18 protein-coding genes and 1 pseudogene are annotated in these 24,845 nt (G+C 43.3%); 13 read left to right on the top strand and 6 right to left on the bottom strand.

Annotated features, from left to right (window positions below):
* Nucleotide 1 precedes the first annotated feature (1 nt).
* The 4 genes from spoIIID (at nucleotide 2) to flhP (ending at nucleotide 3,268) form a co-directional block, all read left to right on the top strand.
* The gene (gene spoIIID, locus NX903_RS17835; RefSeq protein WP_003221804.1) at nucleotides 2-283 is read left to right on the top strand and encodes a sporulation transcriptional regulator SpoIIID; all 282 of its coding nucleotides are present in this window, start codon (nucleotides 2-4) and stop codon (nucleotides 281-283) included.
* A 165-nt stretch (nucleotides 284-448) separates the two neighbouring features.
* Nucleotides 449-1,450, top strand: coding sequence for a cell shape-determining protein Mbl (gene mbl, locus NX903_RS17830; protein WP_003227776.1), 1,002 nt, complete (start codon nucleotides 449-451; stop codon nucleotides 1,448-1,450).
* A 163-nt stretch (nucleotides 1,451-1,613) separates the two neighbouring features.
* Nucleotides 1,614-2,426 (top strand): flagellar hook-basal body complex protein FlhO, encoded by an 813-nt coding sequence (gene flhO / locus NX903_RS17825; RefSeq protein ID WP_046160940.1) that lies wholly within the window; start codon nucleotides 1,614-1,616, stop codon nucleotides 2,424-2,426.
* A 32-nt stretch (nucleotides 2,427-2,458) separates the two neighbouring features.
* Nucleotides 2,459-3,268 (top strand): flagellar hook-basal body complex protein FlhP, encoded by an 810-nt coding sequence (gene flhP / locus NX903_RS17820; protein ID WP_015251037.1) that lies wholly within the window; start codon nucleotides 2,459-2,461, stop codon nucleotides 3,266-3,268.
* A gap of 22 nt (nucleotides 3,269-3,290) precedes the next feature.
* Here the strand turns inward: flhP and rapD are convergent, their stop codons facing one another.
* Nucleotides 3,291-4,355 carry an aspartate phosphatase RapD gene (rapD, locus tag NX903_RS17815; protein WP_086344408.1) on the bottom strand — a complete coding sequence of 355 codons (1,065 nt, stop codon included), beginning with the start codon at nucleotides 4,353-4,355 and terminating at the stop codon, nucleotides 3,291-3,293.
* A gap of 191 nt (nucleotides 4,356-4,546) precedes the next feature.
* Between rapD and fabZ the strand changes: the two genes are divergently transcribed.
* Both fabZ and mscL read left to right on the top strand, forming a co-directional pair.
* Nucleotides 4,547-4,972 (top strand): 3-hydroxyacyl-ACP dehydratase FabZ, encoded by a 426-nt coding sequence (gene fabZ / locus NX903_RS17810; protein WP_003221796.1) that lies wholly within the window; start codon nucleotides 4,547-4,549, stop codon nucleotides 4,970-4,972.
* Between the two features lie 72 nt (nucleotides 4,973-5,044).
* Nucleotides 5,045-5,440: a large conductance mechanosensitive channel protein MscL gene (mscL, locus tag NX903_RS17805; RefSeq protein WP_021445844.1), complete on the top strand. Its 396-nt coding sequence runs from the start codon at nucleotides 5,045-5,047 to the stop codon at nucleotides 5,438-5,440.
* 46 nt (nucleotides 5,441-5,486) lie between these two features.
* Here mscL and NX903_RS17800 read toward each other — a convergent pair whose 3' ends face one another.
* Together NX903_RS17800 and NX903_RS17795 are read right to left on the bottom strand one after the other, a co-directional pair.
* A complete protein-coding gene (locus NX903_RS17800; RefSeq protein ID WP_250635006.1) occupies nucleotides 5,487-6,458 on the bottom strand; it encodes a histidine kinase in 972 nt (323 codons plus the stop codon).
* 177 nt (nucleotides 6,459-6,635) lie between these two features.
* Nucleotides 6,636-7,949: pseudogene (locus NX903_RS17795) on the bottom strand (sensor histidine kinase); the annotation flags it as partial.
* Between the two features lie 807 nt (nucleotides 7,950-8,756).
* Between NX903_RS17795 and NX903_RS17790 the strand changes: the two are divergent.
* The 3 genes from NX903_RS17790 to NX903_RS17780 all read left to right on the top strand — a co-directional run bounded on the left by NX903_RS17790 (nucleotide 8,757) and on the right by NX903_RS17780 (nucleotide 16,846).
* Nucleotides 8,757-9,833: a response regulator gene (locus tag NX903_RS17790; protein ID WP_134154647.1), complete on the top strand. Its 1,077-nt coding sequence runs from the start codon at nucleotides 8,757-8,759 to the stop codon at nucleotides 9,831-9,833.
* A gap of 316 nt (nucleotides 9,834-10,149) precedes the next feature.
* Entirely contained in the window at nucleotides 10,150-16,113 is a 5,964-nt protein-coding gene (locus NX903_RS17785; RefSeq protein ID WP_144486782.1) for a SpaA isopeptide-forming pilin-related protein, read from the top strand.
* 94 nt (nucleotides 16,114-16,207) lie between these two features.
* Nucleotides 16,208-16,846 (top strand): class A sortase, encoded by a 639-nt coding sequence (locus NX903_RS17780; protein WP_186436842.1) that lies wholly within the window; start codon nucleotides 16,208-16,210, stop codon nucleotides 16,844-16,846.
* A 139-nt stretch (nucleotides 16,847-16,985) separates the two neighbouring features.
* Here NX903_RS17780 and NX903_RS17775 read toward each other — a convergent pair whose 3' ends face one another.
* Nucleotides 16,986-17,396, bottom strand: a complete 411-nt coding sequence (locus NX903_RS17775; RefSeq protein WP_003227794.1) for a YwpF-like family protein — start codon at nucleotides 17,394-17,396, stop codon at nucleotides 16,986-16,988.
* 174 nt (nucleotides 17,397-17,570) lie between these two features.
* Between NX903_RS17775 and ywpG the strand changes: the two genes are divergently transcribed.
* The 4 genes from ywpG (at nucleotide 17,571) to ywpJ (ending at nucleotide 20,236) form a co-directional block, all read left to right on the top strand.
* The gene (gene ywpG / locus NX903_RS17770) at nucleotides 17,571-17,954 is read left to right on the top strand and encodes a DynA interaction protein YwpG (protein ID WP_014478204.1); all 384 of its coding nucleotides are present in this window, start codon (nucleotides 17,571-17,573) and stop codon (nucleotides 17,952-17,954) included.
* Nucleotides 17,955-18,030: 76 nt separating this feature from the next.
* Nucleotides 18,031-18,372: a single-stranded DNA-binding protein SsbB gene (gene ssbB, locus NX903_RS17765; protein WP_014478203.1), complete on the top strand. Its 342-nt coding sequence runs from the start codon at nucleotides 18,031-18,033 to the stop codon at nucleotides 18,370-18,372.
* A 224-nt stretch (nucleotides 18,373-18,596) separates the two neighbouring features.
* Complete coding sequence (gene glcR / locus NX903_RS17760) at nucleotides 18,597-19,373, top strand: transcriptional regulator GlcR (RefSeq protein WP_003244075.1); 777 nt, start codon at nucleotides 18,597-18,599, stop codon at nucleotides 19,371-19,373.
* 5 nt (nucleotides 19,374-19,378) lie between these two features.
* Nucleotides 19,379-20,236 carry a phosphatase YwpJ gene (gene ywpJ, locus NX903_RS17755; protein WP_086344407.1) on the top strand — a complete coding sequence of 286 codons (858 nt, stop codon included), beginning with the start codon at nucleotides 19,379-19,381 and terminating at the stop codon, nucleotides 20,234-20,236.
* A 124-nt stretch (nucleotides 20,237-20,360) separates the two neighbouring features.
* Here ywpJ and NX903_RS17750 read toward each other — a convergent pair whose 3' ends face one another.
* Together NX903_RS17750 and NX903_RS17745 are read right to left on the bottom strand one after the other, a co-directional pair.
* Nucleotides 20,361-23,129 (bottom strand): DEAD/DEAH box helicase, encoded by a 2,769-nt coding sequence (locus NX903_RS17750; protein ID WP_033885048.1) that lies wholly within the window; start codon nucleotides 23,127-23,129, stop codon nucleotides 20,361-20,363.
* Nucleotides 23,116-24,726 (bottom strand): SWIM zinc finger family protein, encoded by a 1,611-nt coding sequence (locus NX903_RS17745; RefSeq protein WP_086344406.1) that lies wholly within the window; start codon nucleotides 24,724-24,726, stop codon nucleotides 23,116-23,118. The genes NX903_RS17750 and NX903_RS17745 overlap by 14 nt, the downstream gene beginning before the upstream one ends.
* Nucleotides 24,727-24,845 lie beyond the last annotated feature (119 nt).

The following is a 24,845-nucleotide window of genomic DNA, read 5'->3' as shown; positions in this document are numbered from 1 at the left end:
TGTGCACGATTACATCAAAGAGCGAACAATCAAGATAGGGAAGTACATCGTGGAGACAAAGAAAACCGTTCGTGTCATTGCGAAGGAATTTGGTGTTTCCAAAAGTACAGTACACAAGGATTTAACAGAGCGTCTGCCTGAAATTAACCCCGACTTGGCAAACGAAGTGAAAGAAATACTCGATTATCATAAATCCATCAGGCATTTAAGAGGAGGAGAAGCGACAAAGCTCAAATATAAAAAAGATGAAATTCTCGAAGGAGAGCCTGTTCAGCAATCGTAATCACCTGGCATTGCCTTCTTGAAATCGTTCATAAAACATCCGCAAAAATTTGTAAAGAACTTATTGTGCTTCCAACTTTTTTTCTATATTTTATGATAATATATATAATTAGGGCACAATGTGGATATTTACTGTGAAACAGATTTTCAAGGAGGATATAAATAGATGTTTGCAAGGGATATTGGTATTGACCTCGGTACTGCAAATGTACTGATCCATGTTAAAGGTAAAGGAATTGTTCTTAATGAACCTTCCGTTGTTGCACTTGATAAAAACAGCGGCAAAGTGCTGGCGGTTGGCGAAGAGGCAAGACGAATGGTTGGACGTACACCTGGGAATATTGTTGCGATTCGCCCGCTGAAAGACGGAGTTATTGCTGACTTTGAAGTAACAGAAGCAATGCTGAAACATTTTATTAACAAGCTGAATGTAAAAGGCCTGTTCTCAAAGCCGCGCATGCTCATTTGCTGCCCGACGAATATTACATCCGTTGAGCAAAAAGCAATCAAAGAAGCTGCAGAAAAAAGCGGCGGGAAACATGTGTACCTTGAAGAAGAACCTAAAGTTGCCGCTATCGGCGCGGGTATGGAAATATTCCAGCCAAGCGGTAACATGGTTGTAGACATCGGAGGCGGGACGACGGATATCGCGGTTATTTCAATGGGCGATATTGTCACCTCCTCTTCTATTAAAATGGCTGGGGACAAGTTTGACATGGAAATCTTAAATTATATCAAACGCGAGTACAAGCTGCTGATCGGCGAACGTACTGCGGAGGATATTAAGATTAAAGTCGCAACTGTTTTCCCAGACGCACGTCACGAGGAAATTTCCATTCGCGGACGGGACATGGTTTCCGGTCTTCCAAGAACAATTACAGTAAACAGTAAAGAAGTAGAAGAAGCCCTTCGTGAATCTGTCGCTGTTATTGTTCAGGCTGCGAAACAAGTGCTCGAAAGAACACCGCCTGAACTTTCTGCTGATATTATTGACCGCGGCGTTATTATTACCGGCGGAGGCGCGCTCTTAAACGGCCTTGACCAGCTGCTTGCTGAAGAGCTGAAGGTACCGGTCCTCGTTGCTGAAAATCCTATGGATTGCGTAGCCATCGGCACAGGTGTCATGCTTGATAATATGGACAAGCTTCCTAAACGCAAACTAAGCTGATTTCACAAACCTCATTCTGCAAAAAGAATGAGGTTTTTTTATGAAAAAGCCTTCACGAAAAGATGTTAAATGACGATAATAGGATAAAATACTGAGTTTTTATTATAGAACGAACGTTCCTATATGACAACTGGAAAAAATGCCATTTTTAGAGGTGGGAAATTTGTTAAAAGGATTATATACAGCAACATCCGCAATGATTGCCCAGCAGCGAAGAACGGAAATGCTTTCAAATAATATTGCTAACGCAAATACATCAGGATATAAAGCTGATCAAGGCTCGATGCGCGCGTTCCCTGAGATGCTGCTCAGCAGAATAGAATCAAAATCTCCGGCCGGGACATCGAGGACGGAAATCGGTTCCGTGAATACCGGAGTATATATGCAGGAGCTCAAGCCTCTCTTCACACAGGGAAGCCTGAAGTCCACAGACCAGCCTACAGACATTGCATTGGTTGAAAATCAAGTTCCGATGAATGCGGAAACCAATGAAAAAGCTGCTCTTTTTTATCCTGTTCAAACAGCGGATGGAATCCGTTATTCAAAAAGCAGCACATTTTCACTAAACGAGAACAACCAGCTGACGATCAACGGACGCCCTATTTTATCGACGGATCGCCAGCCAATCACTGTTGATAATGAGAATTTCACTGTGTCTGAAAACGGTACTGTGACAACGAACGGACGCACAGCCGGCCAGATTGATGTCAGAATGGCGGAAGATGTCCGCAATCTCAAACGGGACGGAAATGATTTGTACAGCACGGCGGACGGTAATGATCTGCCAAGCGCAGCCGGAAATAATCAGGTATCTTATTCATTAAAACAAGGCGTCTCAGAGCTTTCAAACGTGGATGTGACAAGCGCCTATACAGAAATGACTGAAGCGTACAGATCGTTTGAGGCTAATCAGAAGGTTATTCAGGCTTACGATAAAAGTATGGATAAAGCAGCAAATGAAATCGGAAAAATTTAAGATAACGGAAGAAAAAACGGGGGATATCAACTATGCTCAGGTCAATGCTAACGGCATCAACAACCTTAAACCAGCTGCAGCAGCAGATTGACACAATCAGCAGCAACCTTTCAAACAGCAACACAACCGGCTATAAGGCAAAAGATACGAATTTTTCTGAGCTTGTCAGACAGCAATTCGATCAGGTTGATGAAAAAAACGAGGAAGTGGCAAAAGCCCGAAAAACGCCGCCCGGCTTGCGCCTTGGCGTCGGAGCGATGATGAATTCACGCCTAGTCTCTGATCAAGGAAGCATTCAGAAGACCGATCGCGATCTGGATATCGCATTTACGTCTCCATACCAGTATCTTCAGGTAAATGTAAATGGAAACCGCCAGTATACGAGAGACGGAGCATTATATTTAACGCCTTCAGCCAATAATGCCAACCAGCTGCAGCTCGTCACTGGAAATGGGTATCCCGTACTTGATGAGAACGGCAATACAGTGAACATCGACAGCTCAATGAAGAATATCACCATCAATAAGAACGGCACCTTAACCGCAACTGATGGAAACGCGGTTCAGCGGTTTAATCTTGGCGTTGTCCAAGTGAATAACCCTCAAGAGCTGAAATCCGAAGGGAATAACCTTTTCTCTATTGATAATGCGGCAGCTTTTGAAGAGCTGAACGGCGCTAATAGACAAAATATCGGCATGCAGCAGGGCTCACTTGAGATGTCCAATGTCGATATTTCAGAACAAATGACAGATTTGATTACGTCCCAGCGTTCATATCAGCTGAACAGCAGAACGATCACAATGGGAGATCAAATGCTCGGTTTAATCAATTCAGTCAGATAATAAGAAAATGGGCGTTTTTCAATCAGCCGCGCATGATAAAAAAAGCGGCTTTTTCGAAATCGTCCTTTTTTTTGTAGTATTCCGTAATATCTTCTAACAGCACTTCTAAATCCACCCACGCCTCGATTTTTTCTAATTCAAGCACATATTCGAGCAGCTGCTCATAGGGATCTTCCACTGAGGTGTAGAGGGCTTCAAGCGTTTTTAATTTTAAATAAATGGTTTGAATGTCTACCTTTTCAGATAATTCTTTTCCTTTTTGAAGGACGGCTTTAGCTTCTGTGATGTTTCCTGTTTTAAAAAGCGCTCTGACAGACTCGTACACACAATGAAGATATGAGACTGGTGAATTCATTTCAAATTCTTGATTCTTTAATACTTTTCTAAAGTAAAGAAGCGCTTCCTGGTCTTTTTTCTCGGTCGCTTTTAAAAAGCCAAGGTTATAATAAGCGTGGCATAGCAGGTTTTCGTCATGTAGTTGCTGGGTTTTCTTAATGATTTCTTTGAAAAGCTGTTCAGCTTTTTCATAGCGTTCTTGATCAATATAATTCACGGCGAGCAAAAGTTTACAGGTGATTACCTTTTTGATATAGCCGAATTGGTGCAAATAGATGTGTAATGCTTTTTTGACGTATTGGATGGAAAGCGGCGGTGATTTCATCAAGTAATAGGCGCCGGCGGTTTGATAATATAAATCAGCGGCTTCAAACGTATTTTGAATGGCGGCCAGGTACTGTTCAGCTTTTTTAAAATGATGTACTGCATGTTTCGGAGCTGTTTTTACCATCTCATATAACCCAGAGAAAAAATACAGATAATATTTCAATTCATCATCCATTTTGTCTTCCAGGCCATATAGGTTATCGAACAATGAATCGAGTCCGTTCTGGTTTTCAAAAAGCAGCTGATGGCGGGCCTGAAACAATTGATAACGCATCCAAAGTTTTGTGTTCTTTTTGATCTTTGGAAGGTGCTGATCAATTTTCTCTTTCAGTGTGCAAACGTGATTCATTTTGCGTTTGCTCATTGCGGAATACCACTCGTCTAACATGTTTAGCATTCTTTTTTCAATAAACTTCGAAATCATTTTCCTACCTCTTTGCTATTGGTAAAATCTATAATTATCATATCATAACTTTTGACGGCTCTCATTGACAGTTGGTTACATTTTAGCGCGGTTGAAAAAGAGATTAATTCATAATATACTTTTCAAATGTACAGATTGGATCTTTGATGATTGCTATACATACTAATGCAGATGAAGGAGATGTCAAGACAATGCTTGATACTCAGCAAATTAAAGAAATTATTCCTCACCGTTATCCGTTTTTGCTTGTGGATCGGATTACGGAAGTTGAAGAGGGCAAACGGGCAAAAGGCTATAAAAATGTAACCGCTAATGAAGAGTTCTTTAACGGACATTTTCCTCAGTACCCGGTTATGCCCGGCGTATTAATCGTAGAAGCACTCGCTCAAGTCGGAGCTGTTGCGATGTTGATTAAAGAAGAAAACCGCGGCAGACTGGCTTTTTTTGCAGGCATTGATAACTGCCGCTTTAAAAAACAAGTCAAGCCTGGTGACCAGCTTCACCTTGAGGTTGAAATCATTCGTGCCCGCGGCACAATCGGGCGCGGAAAAGGCGTTGCCACAGTTGATGGCGAAGTCGTTTGCGAAGTAGAACTGACTTTTGCCCTCGGAGAATAATTGAAAAAAGGCAGATGGCCAGCGGCACATTTGTCTTTTTTTCTTTACAAATATAGAAAAGCAGGTGATTGTATGTGGAATGAATTTAAAGCCTTTGCCATGCGGGGGAATATCGTAGACCTTGCGATTGGTGTTGTGATAGGCGGCGCTTTCGGAAAGATCGTCACATCTCTAGTAAATGATATCATTATGCCTTTGGTCGGTTTGCTGCTGGGAGGGCTTGACTTTTCAGGCCTGTCGTTTACGTTTGGCGATGCTGTAGTGAAGTATGGCAGCTTTATACAGACGATTGTGAACTTCTTAATTATATCGTTCTCCATTTTTATCGTCATTCGGACTTTGAATGGGTTAAGGCGCAAAAAAGAAGCAGCAGAAGAAGAGGCTGCGGAGGAAGCGGTGGATGCGCAGGAGGAGCTGCTGAAAGAAATCAGAGACCTGCTGAAGCAGCAAGCAAAGTCGCCGGAATAAAAAAGATGCCGTTAGAAACGGCGTCTTTTTTTTTCTCAATTTCCGTTTAGGTTCGTTCTGTGTCCTTCAGTTCTGCAGGGCTTTCTGTTGTTTCAGCGAGATGAATGAGCATTGAGACAGAGGTGCCTGCATCCGGAGTGCTGCTGATCATCAACTCGCTTCCGCAAAAATGTTTCAGCCGCTGATTGATATTTTTCAATCCGACGCTGCGATCGAAATCCGCGGATAAGAGATCTTTTTGTTTTTCGAGAGTTATCCCGGCACCGTTATCCTCTACATTGATGTAATACTCATTTTTGCTTTGTTTTTTAGCTGTCAGTTTGATCCATCCTCCGCCTCTTTTCTTGCTGACACCGTGAAGAACGGCATTTTCCACCAAGGGCTGAATCATTAAAGGCGGAAGGATAAAGTCAATGTCTTCATCTATATCGAAAAGAACCTCAAGCCGATTACCGAATCGCGTCTTTTCTATAGAAAGATAGGAATTGATAATCGAAAGCTCATGTCTGAAGGAACTGATGGCTGATGTATTTTGAAAGTCAAAACTCATTCTTAAATATTTGGTAAATTCCTCTGTTACCTCCCGGGCCTTTTCAATATCCAAATGAGTGAGAGAAATAATCGTGTTTAATACATTATAAAGAAAATGAGGCTTGATTTGCGACTGGAGAAACGCCATTTCCATTCTTGTGGCTTGATTTGCTGTATGTTTCATCATTATCAGGTTTTGAATACGCGCCATAAATTCAGAGTAATGATAGGGTTTTTGCAAAATGTCATTCGCTCCGGCATGAAAAGCCTTGTATTTGTCATGGCCGATAATGGCAGCTGTAATGATCAGAACCGGAAGATCAACCATGCTGAATCGTTCGCGAATTTTCATACAGACTTCGAAACCAGTCATATCCGGCATCATCAAGTCCAAAATAACCAAATCAAGCTTCGTGCAAGAGAAGATTTCTAATGCTTCCTTTCCGTTCTTCGCAGCAATCACATTGTAGGGCACACCTTCAAGCATATCGTTTAAAATTTTTAAACTGTCAATGTTATCATCGACAATCAGAATGATTGGAGCGTCAATACTCTCAGAGTAATAAGGCGTGCTAAATGAGATATCTGATAGATCTCTCCCGGATTGTAATTCAGGGTGACGTTGTTTTGTTTCAGAGACAGATTCATTTTGGGCGGTCGGCAAGGTGAAATGGAATGCAGAACCTTTTCCTTCTTCTGATTCGACCCAAATATCTCCGTTTTGGAGCTGAACCAGCTGTTTGACAATGCTGAGGCCAAGACCGGCACCATCGTCTTTATTCGTTTCGGCTTGCTGAAAAGACTCAAAGATGGTTTGGCGATCGGCTTCTGATATGCCGCTTCCCGTATCCGTTACTGTCACTTTGATCATGTTGTCGTTCAGTCTTGAAGCAGAAAGTGTGATTTGGCCCTCTGTTGTATATTTGATTGCATTGTCGACTAAATTGGTTAATATTTGGCGGAAGCGGTTTTCATCTGCGAGCACCAGAGGAAGATCGTCTGGGATATGGTTCATGATATTTAAGTTTTTATGTCTCGATAAGAGGTTGTAGAAATTCATTTCCGAACAAACTAAAGTATAAATATCAACAGGAACCGGGTGGATTTGAAGCATGCCTTGCTTTATTTTTTCTAAATCCAGAATGTCATTTACCAGATTGGACAGCCTGTAGCCCATGCGGATGACGAGCTGCATATTTTCTTTCTCTTCTTCTATCGTTCTTTTTCCCTTGCCGGCCAGCAGGGTCTGGCATATATTAATGATGCTGTTCAGCGGTGTTTTGAATTCATGTGATGTTTTAGCAATAAATTCATCCTTTAGCCGGTCACTTCTGAGCAATTTCCACGACAGCACTTCATTTTCACGAAATGCCCCGGCAAATTGCTGCGCCATCAGCAGAACGATCGCCAGCAAAGCGATAACTGTTGGCAATGAATAAATCGAATTAAAGGAAAAGGCTGTTTTGCCGCTATAAGCTGAAATGGTGGTTAAAATGACAAAAGCACTCATTGATATAGAGGCGATGGTCAGATACAGACTTCCTTCCATTTTGCGGATCGCAGCAATCGTAAAAATATATGTAATATAAACCAGAGTCGAGACCGCTAGCACAGAATGTAAGATGTACGAGGCATGGCCGATAAAACCCACGGTTAAAAAATCTGTGACTAAGACCAGCCCGGAAGAAACAGTGGCAATGCGAATAAATCGCTTTGAAACAATCTCTCTGTAAGCAAAAAAGAGATAGAGAAAAACCGCAATGCTGACGAGCACTGTAGAGATGGCCCTCAATGAATTTAGCAGTGAAAATGAAATTGACGGATAGAGGAGAAATATAATCCGCTCTTTTCCGATCATCAGAATAATGAACGAAAACAGAAGACACATAACAGAAAAAAACAACAAATGTTTATCTTTTTTTCTTTGCAGGAAAAAGCCCAGAAAATATAATCCGGTAATGAAAAAAGCTGTAATCATGATTGTATCATTAAGAAAGGAAATTTTGTTTTCCCGCACTATTTGCTCCTGGATGCCAAAAGTAATTGGCTTTGCGATTCCCCATCCCGGCGTTTTTCCGAAGTTCGAAAATTGTACGATAAGTTCATTGTCACCCTTGTGAAGCGTAAAAAAGCTCGTATATGGGCGGTTTTGTGCCGCAAAATCAGGTTTATCTGAAGGGCTGCCGCTTTGGCCAATGAATTGTCCATTAAAGTAAATGCGATTGGCACTGTAAATAAACGACGTGCTGATCCCAAAAACCTGATTGTCTTGCTTTGATCTGATGGTCAGCTTATACGTTCCGTAATCAACATTGATACCCTGCTTGGCCAGCTTCACATTGCTGGGGACATCAACGAATAAGGGATCTTTTCCTTTTGCTGAAGCGATCTCTTTTGGTGACAGAATCTGATTTGGATACAATGTCCATTTTCCGTTCAGCTGTACATTCCCATCCTTCTGAAAATCCCAATTCTCCAAGTTCATGACCCCATGCCTTGCCGCAGGAAGCGTTGATCCGGAAAAATGGTCAATGGCTATGAAACCCATAAAGAATGCAGCGTAACCGAAAATAATCGAAGTGAAGATCAATTTCTCTTTCATATCATGGCTCCTTTATTCAAATAGGATCATTCTAAATTCCTATTTTTTTTATAAATATTGTAAGTGCAAAATTTCAAAAACTACAATAGAAAGAAAAAGAATCCAGATAAAGGGGTTATTTGTCATGATATAATAGAAGTTATTTACTGATATCTCGATTTTACATATAGGGTGGGATGTTTTGTGAAAGCGTTAATTGTTGACGATGAGCACTTGGCATTGCTCCATTTTAAGAAAATGCTTGAACGAACAAACGCCTTTCAATCTATTATGGCGTATCAAGATCCGGTTGAGGCCTTAGAGCATCCTGAGACTCCTGCTGTAGATGCGGTGTTTCTTGATATTGAAATGCCGGGGGTAAACGGCATTGAGCTTGCTGAGGCGATTCAATCGATGAATGAAAACATCCAAGTCGTTTTCATCACGGCTTATAATGAGTTTGCTATCAAAGCGTTTGAGCTGAATGCCATTGATTATTTGCTGAAGCCTGTCATATACAAGCGGCTGGAGACAACTGTTGAACGAATCAAAACGAATAATATGCTCAGACAAAATGCAGAAAATACCGAGGCGCATTTTTCCATCCAATGTTTTGGGAGCTTGCAGTTTCATCAAACCTTAAAGGATGTCAAAACAAGCATTCCAGTCAAGTGGAGAACGTCGAAAGCACGTGAAATATACTTATTTTTACTTCACAATCAAGGCCATGTGGTCAGTAAAGACATGCTAATCGATCTTTTTTGGCCTCATTACGATGTTTCAAAAGCAAGCACCCAACTTTACTCAACCATTTATCAAATACGAAAATTATTCAGCCAGATCCCTTTCAGCCAAACTATCGAGAAGACTGATACTGGATATATTCTTCGGCTTTCAGGCGCAAAAATCGATGTTGTGGAATGGGAAAAATCGCTAAAAGGGGCGCCGCCGCTCAATACGGCTACATTACATCTGCACATGGATATTTTCATGTCCTATCAAAATCATTATCTAATGGAGCACGGCTATCTTTGGGCAGAACCGGAAAAGACGCGTCTTTCCCAGCTTTGGCTTGGAAAGGCCTATGAACTGATCGATTATCATATTCATGAAATGAACGATCATCAAGCGATGGACATTTGCCTGCAAGCCGAGAAAATTGAGCCATGCGATCATAAAATTATGCAATACAAGCTGCAGCTATTCAACAAAAACGGGAAGGTAGAAGATGCGATAAAAGAATATCAGCGTTACAAACAAATGAAGGATCAAATTAATTAAAGAACTCCAAACCAGTATGTGTCGATTGCTTTTCGATGCACACTGGTTTTTTTGTGCACTTAAAGAGAAGGCCTCGCCATATGTCTCCTGGGTGAAACTTCAACTCTCTCCAATTCACTTCAATCATACATGATTTCTGAGTTGTACAGAAATTGTATAGTTCCATTTCATACAATGTAGTTTGGTTCGGATGGCAAATCTTAGTTTTGAAACTCATTCGGTATTAGCAGTTCTTTTTGGGGGATGAGACATGATGTTATGGTCTCGCGGATCAGTCGGCAAGTGAAAGATAGATAAGAAAGGGAGGAATGAAAAGTTGAGAACGAGGAGTTTTCCCTTAGGGCTGAAAAAAAGCGGGCGGATCGTTATGATCATAAGCCTTGCCATCTTTTTCTTCTTCAGCCAGATCGCCAGCTATACTCTTACAGCACAGGCTGTGGACGTAACGTCAAGTGACAGCCAATTCTTCGATTCGGTAACAGTTAAGGACGCAAAGAGTCAGATTGTTGACGGATCAAAAGGAAACGAACCGGCATTAACGCCGGGGGATGAAGTGACACTGACATATGAATGGTCATTGAAAAAAGATAAAGAAGCAGATAGCAAACAGGAAATCAATGTGGAGATACCTAAAAGCTTTACATTTGATAAAGGTGCAGAAGGTGAGATCAAATCTGCTGATCAGGTCATCGGCAGCTATCAAGTGCCGGCGGGCAGCAGCACCATGACAGTAAAATTAACAACTGCATCCGCGGATTCTCCTGATGCCAAGGGGACCATTACACTGCCAGCTAAGTTTTCTGCAGATGTAAAAGACGATGAACATACAGCAGCAGCCCTTTTTCAGCTAGGGGGAGGCAAAACCCAGCAGGTGATCATTCCTGTTAAGAAAGAGGAGACACCAGATGCCGAGGCGGAAGAGCCAAAAAACGACTCTTCTGATACTGCGGGTGATCAGGAAGGGAAAGATGACAAATCTGCACCTTCAGTCAGCAAGGATCAAAAAGAGGAAGAACAGCAGCCGTCAGATGACTCTAAGAGCGGCGAATCCTCTAAGAGTGATGATTCAAAAAAAGTGTCATCCTCAAGTCAATCAGCTTTCAAAAGCTTGCAAACTGAAGAAAAACAAATCACGCAACATATTTTAACCGGCGTGACATTGACGGATGCAAACGGAGAGCCATATGACAAGGGCAATCGCGCCAATACGAATTCTCCGGTGAAAATTTCAATTGATTGGGCTATTCCTGACGATTTAGGAAAAACGATCAATGCCGGCGATAAATATGAATTTGATTTGCCTAAAGAATTTATTATGCATAATGACATTGTGAACCTGCCGTTAGGCGCCGGAGACACCACCTACGGGACATTTTCTATTGATACGAACGGACATGTGGTGATGACATTTAACGGCGAGGTAAAAGAAAGTTCTAATGTCAAAGGCACATTGGTTATCAATACGCAGTTCAACGAGAAAAAAATAACGGGTTCGACAACACAAAAGATTCCATTCCCTGTGAATGCTGATACTCCTGAAACAACAGTTTATTTTAAACCCAATGTGAGTAAAACCATTGATAAATCAGGTGTGCTGGATAAAGGCATCAACCCTGGTAAAGTAACATGGACGGTCGATGTCAATAAAAAGTTGGATCAAGTCAAAAATGCCAAACTCACGGAAAGCTTTCCAGATGGCGTAATCTACCGTTCAGTTAAAGTGTATGAACTCAATGTGAACATTGATGGTTCTGTCAGCAGAGGAAATGAAGTTTCTTCAGGCTACAGTGTTGATTCAAAAGGAAATGTCACATTTGACGGGACAATTGATTCAGCCTACCGCCTTGTATACGAAACCGACATTGACAATGGTGCGAAGCCGAGTGAAGGCGGAAATATAACGCTGACAAATAAGGCGGCATTCAGCGGAGACAACCTGGAACCCATTTCTGCAGAAGCCACTGTTGCAGCCAAGTATGGAAAAATGATCGCGAAATCATCGACCGGCTATGATGGAGAATCTCAAACATTCAGCTGGGCTCTTGCATACAACTACGGTGAGAAACAGATCGACCAATCCAAGGCCAGCATTAAAGATTCTTTTGGAACTGGTGATTTGCATCTTGTGAAAGATTCTTTGAAGGTTATTCCTATTACCTTTGGTCAGAATGGCAGCGAGCAAGCGGGCACGCCTTTAAAGGAAGGCGAGGACTACACGCTCATCGATAATGGAAGCGGATTTGAAATCAAATTTAATAAAAACGTAACCAGCGCTTACAAAATCATATATCAAACAAAGGTCAACAGCGGAGTGATCATTGATAAATCTACAACATACACCAATAGCGTTGTAACCGGAACAGGGGATTCAAAAGAAGCTTCTGGAATAGCCATTCAGCAAAATCTCATCAAAGGATATTCAAACGTTGATTATGAGAAGAAGACGGTTGATTGGACGATTACAGTTAATAAAAATAAATACTTGATGAACAATTGGACTTTGGATGATCAATTTGAAAGCGGCGGAATGGTTCTGCTTGATGAATCGTTCAAGCTTCAAGACACAACGAACAACAAAACATTACAGAAAGACAAAGACTACACGTTAACAAAAAAACCTGATCAAAAAGGCTTTACTTTGGCATTGATCGGGGATTATGCAAAAACAGACAGTCAATTTAAGATCACTTATACGACAACATTCAATGCCGATTATTCTAACGAAAGCGTTAAGAATACAGCTCAGTCGACATGGACTGATCAAAACGGCACTGAGCGCACGAATAAGGTATCAAGCGGTTTTACGCCGAATCATCAGACTTCAAATAATGGGTTTAAAAACGGCTCATACAACGCGGTTTCAAAGGAAATCACGTGGAAAATCGGCGTCAACTATAACGGCGAGCCGACGAAAAACCCTTATATCAAAGATGCCATAACAGATCCTCAGCAATTTGTGCCGGGTTCAGTTGTCGTTAAGAGTTATACGATCAATAAAAACGGCTCGATCACAGAAGGAGACGCGCTTGATCCTTCCAAGTATGATGTCGAAGAGCCTTCTGCGAAAAATGAACGCACGCTGACGGTACACCTTAAAACAGGCGATTCTGTACCATATCTGATTGAGTTTAAGACATCACTCAAAGGACAGGTCATTGATCAGAATCAGTATACAAACAAGGCAACCTACTATAATGACGGCTATGCAGACCGCACGTTAACAGGCTCTGTTTCAGTTGCGAACGGAGGAAGCCTGGTTTTCAAAGGCGGCAAACAAAATGGAAGCTACATCGATTGGAACATCAATGTCAACTCCAGCCAATCAACGCTGGATGACGTAAAAGTTACTGACACGCCGGATGAAAATCAAATACTAGATGCAGATTCTTTTAAAGTATATCAAGCAAAATATGATGAAAACGGAGTGGTCAAAGACAGCAGCGGAAATCTGACCGCGGGAGATGTCGAGCTTCAAAAAGACAAAGACTACACGTTAGACATCAAAACGGACAATACAACAGGTGAACAATCGTTTGTCCTAAAATTCATAGGCAGCTATAAGCAAATTGATCGCGCCTATGTGATCAAATACCGGTCTCTGATTAACATAGCCGGCACGAGCGGCCATGTTAAAAATAAGGTGTCCATTTCAGGAACAAATGTGAAGGAGCAGACTCAAGAAAACAGCAGCTCGATCTTTGTTGCCATTTCAAGCGGCGACGGTTCCGGATCCGGAGAAAAAGGAAGCCTGACGATTTTTAAGACTGGAGAGGACGATAAAGCTCTTGAAGGAGCAGAATTCCAGTTATGGTCTGAGGGCTCCAAACAGCTCCTCCGCACTGGTACGACGGATGCCGGCGGGAAGCTTACATTCGGAAATATTCGCTACGGTTCCTATGTATTAAAAGAAGTAAAAGCGCCTGACGGATATACCATCAGTGATGCTTATGCAAAAGGAGTCTCTGTAAAGATAGACAGCAACTCCTCCAAGCCAGGAGCGCTGTACAAAGTCGTAAATCAACAGAACAAGGTGACGCTTATCAAACAAGACGAACAAAACAATCCTTTGGCGGGTGCTGTTTTTAAGCTGGAGAAAAAATCAAATGACGGCACCTATACTCTCATACGAACAGATATAAAATCTGATAAAAACGGAAAAGTAGAAATGAACGGTTTGCCGGCGGGCTACTATCGCTTGACAGAAACACAAGCTCCTGAAGGCTTTATCGTAAATACAAAAGCGATTCACTTCTCAATCGCAAAGAATGAAAAGAATCAAGTGTCTGACGTCAATTTGGGGGCAATGACCAATTATCAAGGAAAAGTCTCTCTGACGAAGGAAAATGCTGAAGGCCAGAAACTTGAAGGCGCAGTATTCAACATTGTCGATCAAGATGGAAAGATCGTTCAAGAGAAGCTGACTTCAGATAAAGACGGAAAAATTGAGGCTTCGAGCCTTGCACCGGGCCATTACGCCTTTGTGGAAACAAAAGCGCCAGCCGGCTATGTGCTGAATACAAAGAAAAAAGAATTTACCATCTCAGAATCTGCAGCAGGAAAGCCTGAAGCCGCAGATGCCGGAATCGCCGTTAACGATAAAGGCTCTGTTGAGCTGACGAAGGAAGATGCAGATGGCCAGAAGCTTGAAGGAGCCGTCTTTAAGATTATCGACAAGGAAGGTAATGCGGTTCAAGAAGGACTGACCTCAGATAAAAACGGGAAAGTCGCAGCTTCAGGCCTTGCACCGGGACAATACGCTTTTGTTGAAACGAAAGCGCCAGCCGGTTATGTGCTGAACACAGAGAAAATAGAGTTTGAGATCTCTGATTCCTCTGAAGGAAAGCCTGAAGCTACAGATGCCGGGATCGCCATTAATCATAAAGGCTCCGTTGAGTTGACGAAGGAAAATGCTGAAGGCAAGAAGCTTGAAGGTGCAGTATTCAACATTGTCGACGAGGAAGGAAATACGGTTCAAGAAGAGCTGACTTCCGATAAAGATGGAAAAGTAAAGGCTTCGGGCCTTGCACCGGGACGTTACGCCTTTGTTGAAACGAAAGCGCCAGCCGGTTATGTGCTAAACACGGAGAAAAAAGAGTTTACCATTTCTAAATCAGCAGCAGGAAAGCCAAAATCCGCTGATGCCGGGATCGTCGTGAACTATCAAGGATCGGTTCAGCTGACGAAGGAAGATCAGGATGGAAAAGGCTTAGCAGGCGCGGTATTCAAAATCACTGACAGCAATGGAAAAACAGTGAGAGACGATCTAGTCTCAAAAGAAGGCGGCAAAATTGAAGTTGACGGGTTAGCGCCGGGAAGCTATCAATTTATCGAAAAACAGGCGCCAGACGGGTATCTATTATCCGCCATCCCTGTGCCATTCACCATTAAGGCAGAAAACGGCGGCAAACCTAAACAAGTTGAAGTAACAGCGGTTAATACGAAGAACCGGGTTGTCCTCACAAAAGTGGATCAGCATGATCAACGTAAAGTTCTGCAAGGCGCAGAATTCAATTTGACAGATGCCAACGGCAAAGTGCTGAAGTCCGGTTTGGTTACCGATGACAAAGGACAAATCACGGTGCATGGCCTCAAAGCTGGCGATTATCAGTTTGTGGAAACAAAAGCGCCTAAGGATTATGAGGTGGACCAAACTCCTATATCGTTCAAGATCACAAACACAGACACGAAAACAGTCGAAATCACCGCGGAAAACATTTTGGCACCAGGTGATGTAAATGTGAAAAAAGTGGATCAAGACGATAAAAATACCGTTTTGGAGGGCGCTGAATTCAAGTTATTGGACGAAAGCGGCAAGCCTGTAAAAACTGACGGGTATGGAAAAGAGCTTTCTAAACTCTGGAAAACAGATCAAAATGGGCAGTTCACTGTAAAAGGCCTTGCGCCGGGAAGCTACCAGTTGATTGAAACGAAGGCTCCCGAAGGTTACCAACTTGACGAAACACCGATTGAATTCACAATTGAAAAAGGACAGTCAAAAGCTGTTGAGATCGTTGTTTCTAATCAAAAAGTGAAAACACCAACGCCTGATAAGCATGATCATCCTGATAAACCTGCACCGGGCGGAAATGGAAAAGATGATGGAGATCATCCGAATACCAATGGTACAGATGGCAGCTCGGATGGTCAGTCGAACACAGACAAAACCCTCCCAAAAACCGGAGATACAGACAGCATGCTGACAGCAATGATCGGTATCCTGCTGCTTATGGCAGGCGGAGGCTTAGCTGTTGCCTCAAGAAAGAAACAAAGAAAAGGATAAAGTTGAAGGCACCTGATCATCGAAGAATCGATCAGGTGCTTTTTTGAAAAGTGACACGAAGCGTTTTTAGGATGCATAAGAAAGGGTTTTTTGCATGTACAAGAAAATGATCATTACGGTGTTCATCCTTTTCGGACTGCTGCTGATCTCTTCTCCTTATATCAAAGGTGGAATTATAGCTTATCTTAGCAAAAGCCAGAGTGAATCGGCCTTAACTGTGGAGCAGCTGAAAAAAAATAATGAGAGAGAAGCGGAATTTGAATTTGATTCAATCGAGCCGCCTGAGTTGATGGATGCTGTAAAGGCCGGCTTTGATCACGATCAAAAAGCGGTTATCGGGCAGATAACAATTAAAAGTGTCGATCTGGAGCTTCCGATCGTAAAAGGCACAACCAATGAAAATCTTTTGATAGGGGCGGCAACAATGCGCCCGGATCAAAAAATGGGTGAGGGAAATTATCCGTTGGCGGGCCATCATTTGAAGCAAAAGAATCTTCTGTTCGGACCTCTGGAGAATATAAAAACAGGTGCCCAAATTGTCATCACGGATTTTAAAAAGGATTATATCTATTCTGTAACATCTAAAGACATCATATCGGAAACGGATGCAGATGTAGTTGAGGAGACAAACAAAAAAGAGATTACGCTAATCACATGTGACAAGGCTGTCAAAACTGAAGGGCGCCTTGTTGTGAAAGGGGAATTGGTTGATTCTTTTGGCCATACAAATTAAATATGCAAGTGTGAAAGCACGAAGAGAAAAGCTGCCGTTCAAAACGGCAGCTTTTTTCATGCAGAACATATCTATTCAAAATGTCTATTGTGATGCTCTTCGGTTCTGTGTCTGTTTTGGGGAACATGCCCCCTCATATTTATAACTTTTGTTTAAATGCTTCAATGAGTTTTGTTCCTGTATAGCCCTCTTTTACAAGGGACTCGAGAATGGTTTCAGTGCCCTGCTGTTTTCTTGTTACCATTTGTCCATAGAGTAAAACCTGGATGCTTTCTTCCAGCTTGACGATATTTTTCACTGCTGCTGTCAGCTGGGCGGGGCGATTGCTTTTTTTCGTGATCGTTACAAATACTTTGGCTTCAGATTGGCTGTTTTGAAGCTGTTCAAAAAAAGACAGATGTTCTTTCTGTACAAGCGCCTCAATCAGCCAGTGATTTTCACCGTCTTCTTTATTTATAATCAGTCCGTCAATAAGGGGAAACTGTTCGATTGATTGTTCTTCCTTGTCCACTCGTTCCACATTCAGGTCAACCAGTTTAAAGGTTTTCATTTCTTCTCACCCCGATTACTTCCAAAGTTTTCTTGCCTTCCATTATAACATAAACGTTTTCGAGGAAAAAATCCTGCAATGCTGGGGCTAAAGAATTTTGTATGAGCGAAACATTTAATAATTTCTATTTTTTCATTATACTGTAACTGACTATGGATTACGGAGAGATGTGGTATGAATCAATTTCGTTTAAAAGAAATTTATATTGACGGCGCTCCTTCTGAAAGCCATTTGATTCAAAAGGAAGTAACATATATGTTAAGCCGTAAAGAAGTGTTTGAGGTTCATCTGAACAAAAAAGGAAGAATAAGTTTTTTATACGAAACACAAGATGGCATGGAGCAGTATAAAATCAAGCTGTCAATGCCGGAAAAAAAATTGAGCTTTCAGTGGTTTGCGTGGGATGGCTCTTCCTATGTGCGCATGAATACGCAAAACTGGCTGACAAAGCAAATCTTTTTCCGTTTTTTAAAAAGTACATATTTCTTCAAAGGAAAAAAGCAAAAGATGTTTTTAGCTGAAGGAAAAATGAAAACGAAAGATAAAAACAGAGGCTGAAAGCTATTTTTAAGCGTTTTTCTTTTCTTGTTGCATCATTTACAATACATACAACCGCAAGGAGAGGAGGAATCGCATGTTCAATCAGGTCATGCTTGTCGGACGTCTTACAAAAGATCCTGATCTTCGCTACACTTCCGCCGGTGCGGCAGTTGCACATGTTACGCTCGCGGTGAACCGCAGCTTCAAGAATGCTTCAGGTGAAATCGAAGCTGATTACGTCAATTGCACACTTTGGAGAAAAACAGCTGAAAACACGGCGTTGTATTGCCAAAAAGGTTCTCTCGTCGGCGTAAGCGGACGGATTCAGACAAGAAGCTATGAAAACGCGGAAGGCGTTAACGTGTATGTAACAGAAGTGTTGGCTGACACTGTTCGTTTTATGGACCCTAAACCCCGGGAAAAAGCTGCTGATTGACACCCCCTGCTCCTCCCGTTATCTATCCATTCACTATTATCCGGATCTTCGCATCATCCCCTCAAAATTGACCAGTCGACCAGACTGGTTCTTTCTTTTTGTCTACTTAGGAAAAATTGGTTCTCTCGACGTATTTTTACTTAAAATCACTTATTAATGTTGAATAAAATTAAACAAAAACTTATAATTACTTATAAATGATTGCTGAGAAAAGGAATGAGGGCGTGTACCAAGAAGAAAGATTAGTAGCGATTTTGGATTTTTTAAAACAGCATAACCGAATTACAACGGAGCAGATCTGTACGCTCCTGCAAGTGTCAAGGGATACAGCGCGACGAGATCTTGTGAAACTTGAGGAACAGAATGCCATCATCCGCACAAGAGGCGGCGCCATTTTGCCGACTGTACATCAGAAAATTCAAAGCTATTCCGGCCGCCTGAAAACAGTGTCTGAGGAAAAAAATAAGATCGGCAGGCTTGCAGCATCGCTTATTCATGATGGAGACCGGGTGATTTTAGACGCCTCTACAACTGTTCAGGCATGTGCAAAGCATTTGAATGCGGTTGATTGTACCGTAATCACCAATTCGATTAATCTTGCGGATGTGCTGTCCGATAAAGAGGGAATTGAAATTTATCTGCTGGGAGGCAAGCTGGAAAAGGAGCACCGCTTTCTGTACGGGTCCTCTGTGATTGAAAAGCTCTCAAGCTACCATGTTGATAAAGCGCTGATTGGTGTGGTCGGCATTTCCGAACATGGCATTACAATTGCGCATGAAGAGGATGGCATGGTGAAGCGGAAAATGATACAGCAGGCAAAGCAGGTAATCGCGCTTGCAGACCATTCTAAGCTGGGCAGCACCAGTTTTTATCAGTATGCGGAGCTGAATGAAATCGACCTTTTGATTACAGACAGGCTGCCGAATCAGGCATTTTGTGACTTGCTTGACCGAAACGGCGTTGAGCTTCTCGTGACAGAGCAGGATGAAGGAAAGGACTGACAAACGTGAAATTAATTGCGATTGACTTAGATGGAACCTTACTCAACAGCAAGCATCAGGTAAGCTTGGAAAATGAAAACGCACTGCGGCAGGCGCAGCGGGATGGCATTGAAGTGGTGGTGTCAACTGGGCGCGCTCATTTTGACGTCATGTCAATCTTTGAACCGCTGGGGATCAAAACATGGGTCATCAGTGCAAACGGCGCCGTCATTCACGATCCCGACGGCAGGCTTTATCATCACGAAACGATTGATAAGAAACGGGCGTATGACATTCTCTCATGGCTTGAGTCGGAAAACTATTATTATGAGGTATTCACAGGTTCAGCAATTTATACGCCGCAAAACAGCAGAGAACTTCTTGATGTTGAGCTCGACAGATTCAGAAGCGCAAATCCGGAAGCGGATCTTTCTGTCCTTAAGCAGGCGGCCGAGGTGCAATACAGCCAATTGGGCTTTGCTTACATTAACTCCTTTCAAGAGCTGTTTGAAGCCGATCAGCCAATCGATTTTTACAATATTCTCGGCTTTTCTTTCTTCAAAGAAAAGCTTGAGGCAGGCTGGAAAAGATATGAGCATGCCGAAGATTTGACGCTTGTCAGTTCGGCTGAGCACAACTTTGAGCTTTCTTCCCGCAAAGCTTCCAAGGGGCAGGCGCTGAAGAGGCTTGCGGAACAGCTGAATATTCCGCTCGAGGAAACCGCTGCTGTAGGTGACAGTTTAAATGACAAATCGATGCTGGAGGCTGCGGGAAAAGGTGTAGCGATGGGCAATGCCCGGGAAGACATCAAATCGATAGCCGATGCTGTCACCTTAACCAATGACGAACATGGTGTCGCACATATGATGAAACATTTGTTGTAAGTATATGTGCTGCCACAAAAGCGCATCCTGTTGATAACCGGCGTAACGGATTTTTTGGAAATTCGGCGTGACGGCTATGAACGGAAAAAAGCTGGCTCTCTAGAGCCAGCTTTTTTAGTCATGATTATTGCGCTGTAGCGCTTAATGTAAACAGTTCTTCGAGCTCCTGTGTGGAAAGCTCGGTAATCCAGTTTTCACTTTGGATAATTTGATCGTTCAGGGTTTGCTTGGATTCAAGCATGACATCAATTTTTTCTTCGATTGTTCCCGTCGTAATCATTTTATGAACGTGGACAAAGCGCTCTTGGCCTATGCGGTATGCACGGTCAGTCGCTTGATTTTCAACCGCCGGGTTCCACCATCTGTCATAATGGATGACGTGATTGGCGGCAGTCAAATTAAGTCCGGTGCCCCCAGCTTTGAGTGAGAGAATCAGTGTCGGATATTCTTTCCTCTGAAATTTCTCAACAAGTGTATCCCGCTCTTGCTTAGAGAGACTCCCATTTAAAAATTGCACAGGTTCCCCGAACGTTTTTTCAAGCAGCCGCTTCATCATGTTCCCCATCTGAATGTATTGCGTGAAAATGAGGCAGCTTTCGTTTTGGGCGCGGATCGCTGTCATCAGTTCCAGCAATTTTTCGAGCTTGACTGATCTGCCGGCCAGCAGCTCGGTTTGCTCTTCCTTTAAATAAAGCGCGGGATGATCGCATATTTGCTTGAGCCGTCCAAGCATGCTGAGGATCAGCGCTTTTCGCTGCATGCCGGTCAGGGATGTCATATGGTCAAAAGTGTCTTTGACAAGCTGCTCATAAAGGGATGCCTGCTCGGCTGACAGCGGGATAAATTCTTTTTCTTCCAGCTTCTCAGGAAGATTAAGCGCGACCTCTTCATCCCGTTTCGTCCGGCGGAGAAGGAATGGCCGGATTAATTGCTGAAGCTGTCCGATTCTCTTTTCGTCCCGGTCTTTTTCGATCGGCAGCACATAGCGTTTATGGAAGCCGGTCAAACTGCCGAGGTAGCCTTTATTCATGAAGTCAAAAATGGACCACAGCTCAGTCAGGCGGTTTTCCATCGGCGTGCCGCTCAGCGCGATATGGTGAAGCCCCTTCAACTTCCTAATTGCGCGTGATTGCTTCGTATGCGCGTTTTTAATATTTTGCGCTTCATCAAGGCAGATCGTGTTCCATGTCACAGAAGAAAGCTCTTCAGTATCGGCATGTGACAGTCCATATGAAGTGAGCACCACGTCTGCGTTTTCATAATGCGCGGCGAAATCATCACCCTTTGGCCGTCGCGGCCCATAATGGAGCGCGACAGACAGATCAGGGGCAAAGGTTTGAAGCTCCCGCTGCCAGTTGCCAAGTACGGATGTCGGCGCAATAATCAAATGAGGCGTTTTTTGCCGGCCGCTTTCCTTCACGTGAAGGAAATAGGCGATCATTTGAATCGTTTTCCCAAGCCCCATATCGTCAGCCAGACAGGCGCCAAAACCGCTTTCCCGCAGAAACAGCAGCCAGTTCATGCCGTATTTCTGATAAGGGCGGAGCGTTCCTTTGAAAGAAGGACTGACTTCGTGCTCCGGCAGGTTTTCCGCGGCAGTGAGCTTTCGAATCAGTGACCTGAGCTGTTTAGACAGATCAAACTGAATGCCGGCAAAAGCAGATGTATCAATCAGGTCCGAATCCTCAAGTCCGCCATCCTGCTGATCCATTAGCTCGCGCGCCAGAATATCAGACATGTGGAGTCCCTCTGATTCTGCTTTTTCCATCAGGCGTTTCATCTGTTTGATAAACTGCGGATCGATTTTAACCCATTGCCCGCGGATATTAACAAGGCGCCTGTTGCTGGCGACAAGCTCATTAAATTCAGCCTCAGTCAGTTCAATTCCATTTGTCGCAAACCGCCAGTTGAAATCAAGCAGTGCATTCATGCCGACAAATGACTCGCCGCGCGGGGAGGAAGACACCTTTGCTTTCAGCATCATGTTGCTGTCTCTGACAATCTGCCACCAAGACGGCAGGAGGATTTCTACCCCCATATCGACAAGCGTCTCACTTGCTTCTGACAGGAAGATCCAGGCTTCTTCCTCCGAGATCAGCGTTGTCCCGGAATCAAACGACAGCCACGGAACCGTTCTGTGAAAGCGGTCCTGCTCACGCGCGATTTTATCGCTGTACGCCTGCCACGATTTTTTGAGGCTCTTCAGTCCGTCAAAGAATTCTACAGCACCGCTCTTTTTATCGCGTAAAAACATCTCGATCTTCCATTCGTCTCCGTCAAAGTCCGGTTCATTTAAGCGCAAGCCGACAGTAAATGGAGATTGATCGTCAATCCAGCCAATGCCTTCCAGAAAATCCTCTTCATCAAGAAAATGGCCGCGGAATGTCGTAACCGCAGGCGATTTCTCCTTGATATGTTCCCATTTCTCCCGCAGGTCATCGTCGTATTGGATGTAATCCTGTACGGCAGCGGAAAACCATTCCGCAGTAAAGCCTTCCAGTATATTATCGCGGTCCTTCCAGCGAAAAACACCGTTTGTCCATGCGTCATAGTCAGGCAGAAAATCGCCGTCCGCGATAAATTCATAGATGGTCGATGCCGCCTCGATCAGCGGCTCTGTTTCTTCTGTAAGCTGCACGGAGCTGAATGAGTTGAACGAGTTTTTGCCGAGAAGCTCTACAGTCATCCATGGAGATAGCAGGACAGCAGTCGTCCCGATGAAGCTGACATCCTCTAGAAAGGTTCCGTAAAATGAGGATTCATGCCATTGGAACAAATGCTTTTTCATATGGCTGTAGGGAAGAGGCTGCTCATTTTCATCAAAGGCTGAGAGCGTAAATGACCCATCTTCCATTTGTTCGACGTGGATGAGAATTTCTTTAAGACTCGCCATCAATCAACTTTCCTTTCTGCAGTTCTTCTTGAAGCGCACGCAGGCGCTTGTAATGCGAGCTCAGCAGCTGAATATACCGCTCCCACACCTTCTGCTTTTTCGCTTTTTTGTACAGGGTGCGCAATTTTTTCAAATACCGGGCGGCTTCCTTGTACGAGCTGCGGTTCTTCTGATCAATGAAAAAAGCCACTTCTCTATGGTAAGCCGGTATAAGCGCCTCAGGGTCGCTCGCTGCAATTTCCTTGAGCATCATTTTATCCATTTCATTGATGGAAAAGCCGACAAGGCTATGAATTTCAATCCACTCGGCATAGCGTTTTTTTTCATATAAATGATGGCTGTATTCTGTGAACGTATACGGCAGACAGCCCGCGGCAAAGCGCTCAAACAGCGCTTGATCATTGGTTTGCTGCACATAGGCATTCAACAGAAGGAACAACTCGCCGATCACATCGCGAATCTCTTTAAACGGCTTATCCAGCTTCGTATAACCCATCGCAATTGGCTCAATTTGCTGGTACCATGTTTTAAGCCGTTTCCAGTCCTTCTTGGCAGTCATTTCACTCAGCCATTGGAACGTATAAGGGAGCGCTTCCGGCGGGAATTGATCCGCTTCCGCAAAAATAACGTCATCATTCTTTTGCAGGAATTCCAAATGCAGGCGCCCGAATTGCAATTCGGGAGAAAAACGCCGTCCTGCTTCTTTTTTCAACATCTCCTGTTCGCGTGTCACCCATTTTGGACGCGAAAGCAGCGCACTCCAAATTTCACCGAAGACGCGGATGCGTTCATATTGGAAAATTTCTTCTCTCAACAGCAAATGTCGGATAACATCCGGTGTTTTATCCAAAAACGGATCAAGCGCAAAAGACAGCGCGTATGTTTTTAATTTATCAATAGAGCTGTAGATTGTATCCATCAGCTGTTCAACGTACGGATTGAGGGAATAAAAATCTTGTTCGGGGTTCAGCTTGCCCGCTTCAATCAATGTGAACATGCGAAGCCAAACCGCAATCGCGGAATGAATCTGATACAGGCTTTTCAGCTCCGGTTTGTTCGGCGCATGTTTTTTTAATGCGGACAGGTAGCCGTAATAGAGGCCCTGCATGTTTTGGCTGCCTTCTGGCGTACGTGCCTGCCAGAGAGAAAACTCTGAATCAAAAAAAGCAAGCCAGCTTGAAAGCGATTCTTCATTAGGCAGCACCTTTTCCTGAAACTGGCGGCGGACGAGCTCTTTGCTTTCCTCAAGCTTTTCCCTCTCCAGCCAATACTCTGTAAAAGTACCCACTCGCTCGAACATTGCATATACATATAAAAACACAGCCAACATATGGCGGCAGATTCTTCCGGACGGACATGAACAGCCGCTTTTGACTATGACAAACAAGTTCAATGTGACCCGCACAGGCACAACATCCTGCACGTAAGCTGTAACTTCCGTCGGACTCACTGCTTGTAAACGATAGACTGAATCCTGCCGATATAAAATAAGGGCTTTTTTGATCAGCTGAACATTTTCCTCATTGTAAGGAAGAAGTTCTTTTAACTGTTCAGCAGATGCCAGCACATCGTCTTTGGAAATCATATTCTGAAGCATGATTATCGCTCCTAACCGAGTCACGTAATAAAAAGATCCAATTTCTCTATTATATCGCAACACATCGGCCTTAAAAAGTTTTTCCTAAAAAAGGACATAAAAAATGGGATGTGTCGAAT

The organism is Bacillus sp. FSL R5-0576 (genome assembly GCF_038004765.1).
Classification (GTDB): Bacteria; Bacillota; Bacilli; order Bacillales; family Bacillaceae; genus Bacillus; species Bacillus subtilis.
Note: the sequence above shows the minus strand (reverse complement) of the source record. Positions and strands in the feature narration are given on the sequence as shown.

What these genes read in the sequence shown, in the direction of transcription:
- rapD (WP_086344408.1), bottom strand. Translation starts at nt 4,355, where the DNA reads ATGATTTCGAAGTTTATTGAAAAAAGAATGCTAAACATGTTAGACGAG.
- NX903_RS17775 (WP_003227794.1), bottom strand. Translation starts at nt 17,396, where the DNA reads ATGAAAACCTTTAAACTGGTTGACCTGAATGTGGAACGAGTGGACAAG.
- mscL (WP_021445844.1), top strand. Translation starts at nt 5,045, where the DNA reads ATGTGGAATGAATTTAAAGCCTTTGCCATGCGGGGGAATATCGTAGAC.
- NX903_RS17780 (WP_186436842.1), top strand. Translation starts at nt 16,208, where the DNA reads ATGTACAAGAAAATGATCATTACGGTGTTCATCCTTTTCGGACTGCTG.
- flhP (WP_015251037.1), top strand. Translation starts at nt 2,459, where the DNA reads ATGCTCAGGTCAATGCTAACGGCATCAACAACCTTAAACCAGCTGCAG.
- mbl (WP_003227776.1), top strand. Translation starts at nt 449, where the DNA reads ATGTTTGCAAGGGATATTGGTATTGACCTCGGTACTGCAAATGTACTG.
- ssbB (WP_014478203.1), top strand. Translation starts at nt 18,031, where the DNA reads ATGTTCAATCAGGTCATGCTTGTCGGACGTCTTACAAAAGATCCTGAT.
- NX903_RS17750 (WP_033885048.1), bottom strand. Translation starts at nt 23,129, where the DNA reads ATGGCGAGTCTTAAAGAAATTCTCATCCACGTCGAACAAATGGAAGAT.
- ywpG (WP_014478204.1), top strand. Translation starts at nt 17,571, where the DNA reads ATGAATCAATTTCGTTTAAAAGAAATTTATATTGACGGCGCTCCTTCT.
- NX903_RS17745 (WP_086344406.1), bottom strand. Translation starts at nt 24,726, where the DNA reads ATGCTTCAGAATATGATTTCCAAAGACGATGTGCTGGCATCTGCTGAA.
- NX903_RS17800 (WP_250635006.1), bottom strand. Translation starts at nt 6,458, where the DNA reads ATGCTTGAAGGTGTGCCCTACAATGTGATTGCTGCGAAGAACGGAAAG.
- fabZ (WP_003221796.1), top strand. Translation starts at nt 4,547, where the DNA reads ATGCTTGATACTCAGCAAATTAAAGAAATTATTCCTCACCGTTATCCG.